This is a genomic window from Streptomyces sp. SID5785 (assembly GCF_009870065.1).
Lineage (GTDB): Bacteria > Actinomycetota > Actinomycetes > Streptomycetales > Streptomycetaceae > Streptomyces.
This window is the reverse complement of sequence record NZ_WWIA01000840.1, coordinates 1-11614: the sequence shown is the minus strand read 5'-3', so window position 1 is coordinate 11614 and position 11614 is coordinate 1. Positions and strand designations below refer to the sequence as shown.

The following is an 11614-nucleotide window of genomic DNA, read 5'->3' as shown; positions in this document are numbered from 1 at the left end:
TCAGAACGCGTGCGCCTCCAGCGCCTCGTCCCCCGCCATCCGGGCCGTGGCCAGCGCCTCCGCGTAGTGCGAGCGGGCGTCGTCGAAGCGGCCCGAGTCGTGGGCCAGCCAGCCCACGGAGATGGCGAGTTCACCGGCGCCGGTCTGCAGCCGCCGGATGTCCTCCGGCGGCGCGCCGCCCGCGTCGAGCAGTTCGAACGCGGTCCGCAGGGGCGCCGCCGCGCGCCGGTACAGGCCGTCGGCGCCGTGCCGGTCGTCGAGCAGCCGGATCCGGCGGATCGCTTCTTCCACTGCGCCGACCCCGGCCCGTGCGGGGTGCCGCTCCAGCGGGGCGTCCTGCGCCGCGCTGCCGAGCGGGACGCCGAAGGGCGTCAGGGCGGCGACGGCCACGGTGGCCGTCGAGCCGGTCATGCCGGTCATGAATGCGCGACGCCGCACGTCGCTCTCCTCGTGGTGCGGGTACTCGTGGTGCGGGTACGCGTGGGGTGGGTGGTCGTGTCGTGGTGCGGGGTCGTGCGCCGCCGGGTCGTGCGGGGCGGCCGGTTCCGGACGGGCGGCCCGGCCGCGCACCGCGGAGCGCGGCGCGAAGCCCAGGTCCGTCAGCGACCGGCCGGGGAACATGTGCAGGAACACCCGCTCGTAGGCGTAGTTGGGGCAGCGGATCTCGCCGGCCTCCACGCGTCCGATGTAGCGCGCGTCGCAGCTGACCCGCTCGTCGATCTCGCGCGCCGCGCGGCGCACCGCGGCGGCGAACTCGCCCGGGGAGCGCTGTCCGCGCAGTTCCCGGAAGGCGAGGTTCGGCCGCGGGGTCTGCGGCGCCGGGGCGTTCGAGAGATACGGCGACGAGCTCATGGGCGGGTCCTCCCGTGCGAACCGTGCCGGGCGGCGGGGGATCGTCGGACGGGCGCATGCCCCGCACCGCTCGACCCCCTCGTCCCGGCGAGGCTCGAAGGTACCGTCCGTCACGACGACGACACGCTGTGTTTGGCTACAAACCGGATATCTCACCCGACATCTGCCATGAACTGCCATCCTTTGCGGCGGCATGGCGCCGTAGCTGTTGACACGGGGACGGCGTTGAACCATGCGGCGTATCCCCACGAACCAGGAGGGGCCGAGGTGTTGGACGCGGCACAGCCCATGACGTCGGTACAGCCCATGACGTCGACGGCACGGCACAGGCCGACCGAGGAGCACAGCGAGCCACCGCCCGGCGCGTGCGACCTCGTCACGGTCCCGGCCCGGCAGGGTCTCGAGGCGGTCGACATCCTGCGCCGCGGCCGCGCCGAGCCGGTCGGCCCCGTGCTGCACGACGGCGGCTGCGACACCCTCGGCTTCCTCGTCCCGCCCGGCACCGCCGACGGCTGGGACGTCCCCGGCAGCGCGTGTACGGGGACCGAGGGCCGCGGCGCCGCCCTGGCGCCGCCCGACGAGGGCGCCGACTGGCTGCTGCCGCCGGAGGACGACACCGCCGGTCTCGTCACCGACCCGGCCGTCCTGCGCGCCGCCCTCGACGAGGCGGCCCGGCTGATCGAGGCGGCCGACAGCCACCGCTGAGCCGCCCCGCTCCGGGCGGCGGATAATGGCCGGATGGCGAGGTCACGCGGCAAGCAGGGGCGCAAGGGCGACGGAGGCGGACGGTCCGGGCGCGAGGCCGTCGTGGAGAGCGTGGACGGAGGGCTCGCCGAGCTCATACCCGACCGGGACCGGCCCGCCGGATGGACACTCCTGATCGACGGGGCGCCCCAGTCCCACGTGGACCTCGACGACCCCGCCCACCTCTCCTTCGAGTACCAGCGCCGCATCGGGCACGTCATCGACCTGGCCGCCGGCCCCGGGCGCCCCGTCCACGCCGTGCACCTGGGCGGCGGCGCCCTCACCCTGGCGCGCTACGTCGCCGCGACCCGGCCCCGCTCCACCCAGCAGGTCGTCGAGCGCGACGGCCCGCTCGTCCAACTCGTGCGCACCGCGCTGCCGTTGGACCCCGGCGCGCGGATCAGGGTGCGCACCGCCGACGCGCGCGAGGCGCTCGCCAAGCTGCCCGACGACTGGGCGGACCTGCTCGTCGCGGACGTGTTCAGCGGGGCCCGCACCCCCGCCCACCTGACCAGCACGGAGTTCCTGGCCGAGGTGCGGCGCGTGCTGCGGCCCGCCGGGACGTACGTGGCCAACCTCGCCGACGGCCCGCCCCTGGCCCACCTGCGCGGGCAGCTCGCCACCGCCGCGGCCGTCTTCCCCGAACTGGCCCTGATCGCCGACCCGACGGTGCTGCGCGGCAAGCGGTTCGGGAACGCGGTCCTGGTGGCGTCCGCGGCGCCGCTGCCGGTCGCCGAGCTGACCCGGCGCGCGGCCGGCGATCCGCACCCGGGGCGCGTCGAGCACGGTCGCGCCGTGCTCGACTTCGCGGGCGGTGCGGCCGCCGTGACCGACGCCTCGGCGAAGGCGTCCCCGGCGCCGCCGGCCTCCGTGTTCCGCTGACCAGGCGCCCGGCGCTCAGTAGTCGGCGACCTCGACCGTCGGGGCGTGGTCGTGCCACGTGCAGAACACCGACACCCGGTCCGCCCCCGAGGTGAACTCGACGCGGATCCACGTCGTCTGCTTCCACACCTGCACCGACCAGCCCGCGTCCGGCGTCGCCGTCAGCAGCGTCGCCGACGACGTCCCCAGGTCGAACACGGCCCGGCCGCCCGCCGTCGCGTAGCTCTTCACGTTCCCGGAGGAGGCCGCGTCCGGCGCCGACGTGCGGGGCTTCGGGGGTGCGGTGCGGTGCGGCGACGGCGTCGACCCCGACCGCCCCGGCTTCACCGACGGGGACGCGGACGCCGAGCGGGACGGCGACGGCTCCGGTCGGTGCGTGGAGGAGGACAGCGGCGGCGCCGAGGCCGAGGCGCCCGCGGCGACCGGCAGCGCCCGCGGCGGGTCGTAGACGGTCCCCGCCATCACGGTGTGCACGCCCCACCACGACAGCGTCACGGAGGCGCCCGTCGCGAGCAGCCACGCCACCGAGTGCACCAGCCCGCGGCGCACGGCGCGCGGCTCTCCCGGGGTGTCCGGGGCCCGCGCCGGCGCGGGCGGCGACGGCGGTGGCGCGGCAGGCTTCGATGGCATCGCGGGCCATACTGCACCACCCGCGCCGCCCCTGTCCCGCGTGCCCCGGGAGAGGACCGGGATCGCCCGGATGGCGTACGGTGCCGCCCATGGCAAGTGTGCTCGTGGTCGAGGACGACCAGTTCGTACGCTCGGCCCTCATCCGGCATCTGACCGACGCCGCCCACACGGTGCGCAGTGTCGGCACGGCCCTGGAGGCGCTGCGCGAGGTCGCCCATCTCCGGTTCGACGTCGTGATCCTCGACCTCGGGCTGCCCGATCTGGACGGGGCCGAGGCGCTGAAGATGCTGCGCGGCATCACGGACGTACCGGTCATCATCGCGACCGCCCGCGACGACGAGTCCGAGATCGTCCGGCTGCTCAACGACGGAGCCGACGACTACCTCACCAAGCCGTTCTCGCCCGAGCACCTGTCCGCGCGCATGGCCGCCGTGCTGCGCCGCTCCCGGGGCAGCGCCCAGGCCGAGCCGCCCTCGCGCGTCATCCGGGTCGGCGGCCTGTCCGTCGACCCGCTGCGCCGGCAGGCCGAGCTGGACGGGACGCCGCTCGACCTGACCCGCCGCGAGTTCGACCTGCTCGCGTTCCTCGCCGGCCGCCCCGGCGTCGTCGTCCCCCGCAAGGAACTGCTCGCCGAGGTGTGGCAGCAGAGCTACGGGGACGACCAGACCATCGACGTCCACCTGTCGTGGCTGCGCCGCAAACTCGGCGAGACGGCCGCCCGCCCGCGCTACCTGCACACGCTGCGCGGTGTCGGCGTGAAGCTCGAACCCCCGCGCCCGGAGCCCGCCCCGTGAGGTGGGCGCTGGTCAAGGTGTGTCTGGCGGTGACGACGATGGTCGTCGTGGCGTTCGCCGTGCCGCTCGGCCTCGTCATCAAGGAGATGGCACGCGACCGGGCGTTCTCCAACGCGGAGCGCACCGCCGCCGGTCTCGGCCCCACCCTGTCCATCACCTCCAACCGCGACCAGCTGGCCCGCGCTCTGGCCGCCGCGCAGACCGGCGGCGAGGACCGCATGTCGGTCTACGTCCCGGCCGACGGCGACAACCCGGAGATCCGGCTCGGCCGGCTGCGCGTCGACGCGGACCGGCTCGACGGCATCCGGCAGGCCAGGACCGCGGACGTGCCCGGCGGCTCGGTGTGGCTGCAGCCGATCGGGATCAGCACCGCGAAGATCGCCGTCGTCGAGGTCTACGTGCCCGAGAGCGAGGTCACCAACGGCGTGACGACCGCCTGGATCGTCCTGGCCGGCGTCGGCATCGCCCTGATCATCGGCTCCGTCGCGGTCGCGGACCGGCTCGGGGTGCGCATGGTGCAGCCCGCGCAGCGGCTCGTCGGCGCCGCGCACGAGCTGGGGGACGGACGGCTCGGGGCGCGGGTGCCGGAGGACGGGCCGAGCGAACTGCGGCTCGCCGCCGTCGCGTTCAACTCCATGGCCGACCAGGTGGTCCAGCTCCTGGCCAACGAGCGGGAGCTCGCCGCCGATCTGTCGCACCGGCTGCGCACCCCGCTGACCGTGCTCCGGCTCAACGCGGCCTCGCTCGGCGACGGGCCCGCCGCCGAGCAGACCCGGACGGCCGTCGAGCAGCTGGAGCGCGAGGTCGACACCATCATCCGTACCGCCCGCGACGCCAAGCCGCAGACCGCGGCCGCCGGACCCGGCGCGGGCTGCGACGCCGCCGAGGTGATCCGCGAGCGGATGGACTTCTGGTCGGCGCTCGCCGAGGACGAGGCCCGCAAGGTCCGGGTCGCCGGGATCGACCGGCCGGTCCGTATCCCGGTGGCGCGCGGTGAGCTGGCCGCGGCCATGGACGCCCTGCTCGGCAACGTCTTCCGGCACACCCCCGAGGGCACCGCGTTCGCCGTCGACGTGCACAGCGGCGAGGACGCCGTCATCGTCCTCGTCTCGGACGCGGGGCCGGGCATCGCGGATCCGGAGGCCGCCATGGCGCGCGGCGCGGGATCGGGCAGCGACGGGTCGACCGGGCTCGGCCTGGACATCGTGCGCCGGCTCGCCGAGTCGACGGGCGGCGACGTCCGTATCGGCGCGTCCGTGCTCGGCGGCACCGAGGTGCGGATCTGGGTGGGGACCGACCAGCGGCGGGCGGTGCCACACGGCCGGCGCGGTCACCGGGGCCGCGAACGCAGGGGACTGGTCTCGACCTTTAACCGGTCCCGATCCCTCCCTTAAGCCAACTTTAAGATCACCAACCCCGTTCCCTGTTGCCCGAATTGAGCGATTCCGGATCGCTAGCGTGCTGCCCGCACCCCCACAACCCCCGTACAGCTAAGGCAGGCACGCGATGAGCAGCACGCACCGGCGCAGGATCAGCGGCAGGAACAAGGCGATAGGCGGCGTCGTCGCCGCGGCCGTCGTGGGCGGCGGCGCCTTCCTCTTCGCCTCCAGCGCGTCGGCCGCCTCGGTGGGCGCCTCCTTCACGAAGACCAGCAGCTGGGAAGGCGGCTACACCGGCCAGTACGTCGTCACGAACAGCACCGACACGGCGCAGTCCGACTGGACGCTCGAGTTCGACCTGCCGGCCGGCACCGAGCTGGGCTCGCTGTGGAACGCGGAGTCGAAGGTCTCCGGGCGGCACGTCACCGTGACGCCCGCCGCCTGGGACAAGCAGGGCCTCGCCCCCGGGAAGTCCGTCACGGTCGGCTTCGTCGTCACCGGCGACGCCGCCCCCACGTCCTGTCTCATCGACGACGCCACGTGCTCGGTGGACGACGGCGCGACCCCCGAGCCGTCCGGCCGCCCGACCGGTTCCACGGCCCCGAGCCCGGACCCGACCGGATCCGCCTCCGCGCCCGCCTCCCCGTCCGCGTCCGAGACGGCGACCTCGAAGCCGTCCCCGAGCGGCAGCAGCGGCTCGGGCTCCGGCACCGCGGCGGGCGCCGGCTTCGCGCCGTACGTCGACACGTCGCTGTACCCCAAGTTCGACCTGGTGGGCTCGTCCAAGGCGTCCGGCGTCAAGGAGTACAACCTCGCCTTCGTCACCTCCGGCGGCTCCTGCTCCCCGAAGTGGGGCGGCGTGACCGACCTCGGCAGCGACGAGGTCGCCGCGCAGATCGGCGACCTGCGCTCCGCGGGCGGCGACGTCCGCGTCTCGTTCGGCGGCGCCTCCGGCACCGAACTCGCCCTCGCCTGCTCCTCCGCGGGCGACCTCGCCGCCGCCTACCAGAAGGTCATCGACCAGTTCGACCTCACCAAGGTCGACTTCGATATCGAGGGCGGCGCGCTGCCCGACACGGCCGCCAACACCAAGCGCGCCGAGGCCATCGCGACACTCCAGAAGAACAACCCGGACCTCAACGTGTCCTTCACGCTGCCGGTCATGCCCGAGGGCCTCACCTCGGACGGTGTGAACTTCCTGAAGAACGCCAAGGACAACGGCGTCTCCGCCGACCTCGTCAACATCATGGCGATGGACTACGGGGCCTCCTACAGCGGCGACATGGGCGACTACGCCGAGCAGGCCGCCACCGCGACCCAGGCCCAGATCAAGTCCGCGCTCGGGCTGTCCGACGCGGCCGCCTGGAAGGCCGTCGCGATCACCCCGATGATCGGCGTCAACGACGTCGCGTCCGAGGTCTTCACGGTCGAGGACGCCACGCAGCTGGTCTCGTTCGCCGAGGAGAAGGGCCTGGGCGGCCTGTCGATGTGGTCCGCGACCCGCGACAAGCAGTGCGAGGGCGGCGCCTCGAACTCGGCCCAGCCGACGTGCAGTTCGATCGAGCAGTCCGCGAACGCCTTCCAGAAGGCCTTCGTCGCCTTCGACTGACCGGGCCGTCCGCCGACGCGCCGAACCGCCACCCGGAACCATCACCCAGAACCATCACCCAGAACCAACACCCACGGGGGAACGAGCCCCGGCCGGAACCGACCCCCCACCCGGCCGGGGCTCCTGCCGTCTCAGCCGCGGCTCGCGCGCCACTCCTCCGCGTAGTCGTCGAAGATCGCGCGCAGATGGTGGCCGATCTTCAGATAGTCCAGGTCGTCCAGGTTCGCGAGCGAGACCCGCACCGACCACTGGGGGCCCTCGAAGCCACCGCCGTTGAGAAGCACCACACCCGTCTGCGCGGCCAGCCGGAACAGCGGGTCGATCGGCTCGTAGCTCCGCTCCAGATACGCCGCGAAGTCCTTGCCGTGCTCCAGCTCCGCCTGCGCCATCAGGTCCAGTTCGATGTAGTAGCCGGCCCGGTGGGCGTCGTCGGCGATCTTCATCCGGGCGCCCTCCAGAAGCAGTTCGAGCCGCTGCCGGACGATCCCGCGGATCCGCTCCTTGTACGCCTGGCCCTCCTCCAGCAGGTCGAACAGGGAGAACAGGCTCAGCATGACCTGCTGGGGCAGCGACAGGCCCGCCGTGTGGTTGAGCGCGACCTGGCGCGAGTCGGCGACCAGCCGGTCGATGAACCGGATCTTCTCCGGCTCCAGCGTCAGCGTCCCGTACCGCTTGGCGAGGCGCGCCTTCTCCCCGGCGGGCAGGGCGGCGATCATCTCGTCGATCACGTTGTCGTCGTGCAGCCCGATGACGCCGAGCCGCCATCCGGTGCAGCCGTAGTGCTTGGAGTACGAGTAGACCAGCAGCGTGTTGCGCGGCAGGTCCGCCGCGACGGACCGGAAGCCCTCCACGAACGTCCCGTACACGTCGTCGGTGACGATGAGGAGATTCGGGTTCTTCGTCGCCACGATGTCCTTGATCTGGTCCGCGACGCGCTGCGACAGAGCCAGGGACGGCGGGTTGGACGGGTTGACCAGGCACACGAGCTTGATCGCCGGGTCCTCGAGCTTGGCGACCTCCTCCGGCGGGTAGCGCCACTCGCGCACCCCCGCCTCGGCGAACAGGCTGGCCTCGACGTAGGTCACGTCGAACTCGTAGGTGTCGAGCTCGGGGATCTCGATGTACGGCGTGAACACCGGCACCATGAGCGCGATCCTGTCGCCCTTGTGCAGGATCCCGTTCTTCATCAGCGAGTCGAAGATGTAGCACATGGCGGCTGTGCCGCCCTCCGTCGCGAAGTACGAGAAGTCCCCGGGCGGCGGCGCACCGTCGAACATCTCCCGCGCGACGTACCCGCGCACGATCTCCTGGGTGTGGTGCAGGATGCGGTCCGGCACCGGGTAGGTGTCGCCGACCGAGCTGTCGGTCAGCTCGTGCACGAACGCGTCCTTGTCGAAGCCGAACCGCTGGATGCCCAATTGCACACACTGCGCCAGCAGTTCGATGCCGGGCAGGTCCGGGTGGCGCCGCACGAACGTGTCGAAGCGCTCGTAGGACCCGGCGAGCTCGGGCATCCCGCCCAGGTTGTCGGCCGTCCACACCCGCCGGGACTCCTCCAGGGAGAAGTAGCCGAGCGCGTAGAAGGCCTCCCGCGGTCCGGTCGCCGTCCAGTTCGGGTTGCCGCGACCCGCGTTGAGCATCTGGACGCTCGACTTGCCCTTCTGCCCGGGCAGATCCTCCTGGACCCGCTCCGCGAGCTCGATGAAGACGTTCTTCAGCTCGAACGGCGACAACTGCGCGTACTGCTGGATCTGTTCGCGGGTGAGCGTCGTCTTGGGCACGGTGTCATCCTTACGTGGGGCCGTACGGGGGCCTTGCCTGGGCTGCTCCGGACGCGTCCGGCCGTCCCTCAGTGGCCCAGGACACCGACGAGCACCGGGCCCGTCAGCGGCAGCAGGAAGTTCGAGAGGGCGTACGTGATCGTGTAGCCGAGCATCGGGACCGACGACTGGGCCACCTGGGTGACCGCGGTGATCGCGGGGGTGGAGCACTGCTGGCCCGCGATCGCGCCGATCAGGAGCGGCTTCTCGATCCTGAGGAGCTTGAGTCCGACGAAGAGGGAGATCGTCGCGGGGATCAGCACCATCGCGATCCCGGCGAACGGCAGCAGCGCGCCGTACTCCTTCAGGAGCGGCCAGGCCTGCGGCCCCGAGACCAGGCCCGTGCAGGCGATGAACACCGCGAGGCCCATGTCCTTGATGGTCGTGGCGGCCTGCGGCGGGAAGGCGCCGAAGGTCTGCGACCGCGAGCGGAACCAGCCGAAGAGCAGCCCGGAGATGAGGCAGCCGCCGCCGGTGCCCAGCGACATCGGCACGTCGCCGAACTTGACGACGACCTGCCCGAGCAGCGAACCGGCCGCGATGCCGAGCCCGAGGTAGATGAAGTCGGTGGCGTCGTTCTTCACCACGGAGCCGAGCCGGGCGACCAGCTTGGTCAGGCCCGAGCGGGCACCGACCAGGGTGAGCACGTCGCCGCGGTGCACGACGGTGTCCCCGGTGGCGGGCAGGTCCTGGTCGTTGCGCGTGACGTCCGTGATGTACACGCCGTCGGTCAGGAACTCGGGGTTCTCCGCCTGGATCCGGTCGATGGTCTTGCCGTCGTTGGACTTGTCCGTGACCGACACCTGCCGGGTGGCCAGCGGCGAGTCGAGGCCCGGCACGCCCGGCGTCTCCGGGCCGATGAGCCGGCCCGCCTCGATCGTGTTCGCCCGCCGTCCGACCACGAGCACCAGGTCGGACAGGGTCAGCTCGAGATCGGGCGTCGGGGTGAGGAGCCTGCTGCCGCGCTTGACCGACTCCACGGTGATCCGCTCCTCGAGCGCGGACTCCAGGCTGCCCACGGTCCGCCCGTCGGCGGTCGTCACCAGATAGGTGCGCCCGACCGTGCCCGGCAGGGCCGGCCGCTCGTCCGCCTCGAGGCTGCCCTTGCTGCGGGTGCGTTCCCACAGGTCACGGGCGGCGTCGCGCAGGTTGATGCGCATCATCATCGGCATGATCTGGCTGGTGTAGAGCACGATGGTGATCAGGCCGAAGAGGTAGCAGACGGTGTACGCGGTCGCCACGTTGCCCTGGTACTCGCTGATCTGGGCGGAGGTGAGCCCGCTCAGCTTGCCGATGGACTCGGTGGCGGTGCCGACGACCGCGGACTCGGTGGCGGCGCCGGCCAGGATGCCGGAGGCGGTGCCGACGTCGAGGTCGAACCACTTGGCGAGGCCGAACGCGATGCCGAGGACGCTGGCCAGCTCGATCCCGCACAGCACGAAGAAGCGCAGCGACTTCTTGTTGAGGTTGCGGAAGAACTGGGGCCCCGCCATGTAGCCGAGGGCGAAGATGAACAGCGCGAAGAACACCGTCTTCACGTCGTCGGACACCTGGGCCTTGGTCCAGGCGCCCAGGAGCAGCGAGACGATCAGCGTCCCGCAGATGCCGCCCAGGGTCAGCGGTCCGACACGCAGCTTCCCGACGAGGTAGCCGAGCGCGAGACTCGCGAACAGGACGAGTTCCGGATGGTCCTTGAGTACGCCCATGCGCCGCTCAGGGCTTCTCTGCGGCGACCAGAGGGGATCTTTCGGTCATACGGGAGAAAGTATGGGCCGGTGCGCGACTCCGCCATCGGAGCGCGCACCGGCCCGTCCGGCCCGCGGGCCGGACCGTGGTCTGCCCGGATCAGTCGTCGAGCCCGGGCAGCCCCCCGCGGCGGGCGACCTGGGAGTACCAGGACGCGCTGGACTTGGGGATGCGGGCCTGCGTCGCGTAGTCGACGTAGACCGCGCCGAAGCGCTTGCTGTACCCGTAGGCCCATTCGAAGTTGTCGAGCAGGGACCACAGGAAGTAGCCGCGGACGTCGGCGCCCTCGCGCAGGGCGTCGTGCACGGCGCCCAGGTGCGCGTGCAGGTAGCGGATGCGGTCGGGGTCGTGGACGGTGCCGTCGGCGCCGACGGTGTCCTCGTAGGCGGCGCCGTTCTCCGTCACGTAGAGCGGAACCCCGGGGGCCTGAGCGGTGTAATCAAGGAGAAGGTCCGTGAGACCGGTCGGATCCACCGGCCAGTTCATCGCGGTCAGCTCACCGGGTGCGTGGTGGAAGACGATGTCGTCCGCGGCCGGCCAGGGCGAGTGGTCACTGGCGCCGTGACCGTCGAGCCTCGGGCCGTCCAGGTCACCGCGGGGGCCGGAGACGACGGCCGGTGTGTAGTAGTTCAGACCGATGAAGTCGAGGGGGTGATGGATGGCGGCGGTGTCCCCGTCCTGCACGAAGGACCAGTCCGTCAGGCGCGCGGTGTCGGCGATCAGGTCCTGCGGGTAGGCGCCCTTCAGGAGCGGCCCGGTGAAGACGCGATTCGCGAGCGCGTCGATCCGCCGCTGGGCGTCCAGGTCCGCGGGGGAGTCGGTGAGCGCCCGGACCACGCTGGGATTCAGGCTGATCCCGACGTTCGCGCGGGCCGGCAGGACCGAGCGCAGCGCCGAGGTGGCCAGACCGTGCCCGAGGTTGAGGTGGTGGGCGGCGCGAAGGGCGGCCGCCGGATCGGTGCGGCCCGGGGCGTGCACCCCCGAGCTGTAGCCGAGGAAGGCGCTGCACCAGGGCTCGTTGAGCGTCACCCAGCTCTCGACGCGGTCCCCGAGCGCCTCGCCGACCAGCCCGGCGTACTCGGCGAACCGGTAGGCGGTGTCCCGCTCCGGCCAGCCGCCCGCGTTCTCCAGCTCCTGCGGCAGGTCCCAGTGGTACAG

Annotated in this window: 9 protein-coding genes and 1 pseudogene; 5 read left to right on the top strand and 5 right to left on the bottom strand. The window is 72.4% G+C overall.

Going from position 1 to position 11614, the window contains the following annotated elements; all coding sequences use genetic code 11:
* Nucleotides 1-3: 3 nt before the first annotated feature.
* Nucleotides 4-852, bottom strand: a pseudogene (locus tag GTW43_RS27145) (hypothetical protein); the annotation flags it as partial.
* Nucleotides 853-1158: 306 nt separating this feature from the next.
* On the opposite strand from GTW43_RS27145, the gene GTW43_RS27140 reads away from it, so the two are divergent.
* On the top strand, nucleotides 1159-1557 hold the full coding sequence (locus GTW43_RS27140; RefSeq protein WP_237536836.1) for a hypothetical protein: 399 nt from the start codon (nucleotides 1159-1161) through the stop codon (nucleotides 1555-1557).
* A 33-nt stretch (nucleotides 1558-1590) separates the two neighbouring features.
* Nucleotides 1591-2478, top strand: coding sequence for a fused MFS/spermidine synthase (locus GTW43_RS27135; protein WP_161304597.1), 888 nt, complete (start codon nucleotides 1591-1593; stop codon nucleotides 2476-2478).
* A 15-nt stretch (nucleotides 2479-2493) separates the two neighbouring features.
* Here GTW43_RS27135 and GTW43_RS27130 read toward each other — a convergent pair whose 3' ends face one another.
* Entirely contained in the window at nucleotides 2494-3027 is a 534-nt protein-coding gene (locus GTW43_RS27130) for a hypothetical protein (RefSeq protein WP_161304598.1), read from the bottom strand.
* Between the two features lie 170 nt (nucleotides 3028-3197).
* Here GTW43_RS27130 and GTW43_RS27125 point away from each other — a divergent pair, with 170 nt between their 5' ends.
* The 3 genes from GTW43_RS27125 to GTW43_RS27115 all read left to right on the top strand — a co-directional run bounded on the left by GTW43_RS27125 (nucleotide 3198) and on the right by GTW43_RS27115 (nucleotide 6890).
* Nucleotides 3198-3902 (top strand): response regulator transcription factor, encoded by a 705-nt coding sequence (locus GTW43_RS27125; protein WP_161304596.1) that lies wholly within the window; start codon nucleotides 3198-3200, stop codon nucleotides 3900-3902.
* Nucleotides 3899-5296, top strand: a complete 1398-nt coding sequence (locus GTW43_RS27120; RefSeq protein WP_161304595.1) for a HAMP domain-containing sensor histidine kinase — start codon at nucleotides 3899-3901, stop codon at nucleotides 5294-5296. Before GTW43_RS27125 ends, GTW43_RS27120 begins: the two co-directional genes overlap by 4 nt.
* Before the next feature lie 112 nt (nucleotides 5297-5408).
* The gene (locus GTW43_RS27115; RefSeq protein ID WP_161304594.1) at nucleotides 5409-6890 is read left to right on the top strand and encodes a cellulose binding domain-containing protein; all 1482 of its coding nucleotides are present in this window, start codon (nucleotides 5409-5411) and stop codon (nucleotides 6888-6890) included.
* A 131-nt stretch (nucleotides 6891-7021) separates the two neighbouring features.
* Here the strand turns inward: GTW43_RS27115 and GTW43_RS27110 are convergent, their stop codons facing one another.
* The 3 genes from GTW43_RS27110 to GTW43_RS27100 all read right to left on the bottom strand — a co-directional run.
* A complete protein-coding gene (locus GTW43_RS27110) occupies nucleotides 7022-8671 on the bottom strand; it encodes a bifunctional aspartate transaminase/aspartate 4-decarboxylase (RefSeq protein ID WP_161304593.1) in 1650 nt (549 codons plus the stop codon).
* 68 nt (nucleotides 8672-8739) lie between these two features.
* Nucleotides 8740-10416 carry an aspartate-alanine antiporter gene (aspT, locus tag GTW43_RS27105; protein WP_161304592.1) on the bottom strand — a complete coding sequence of 559 codons (1677 nt, stop codon included), beginning with the start codon at nucleotides 10414-10416 and terminating at the stop codon, nucleotides 8740-8742.
* 139 nt (nucleotides 10417-10555) lie between these two features.
* Nucleotides 10556-11614, bottom strand: a 1059-nt coding sequence (locus GTW43_RS27100; protein WP_161304591.1) for a family 1 glycosylhydrolase, incomplete at its 5' end; no start/stop codon positions are given.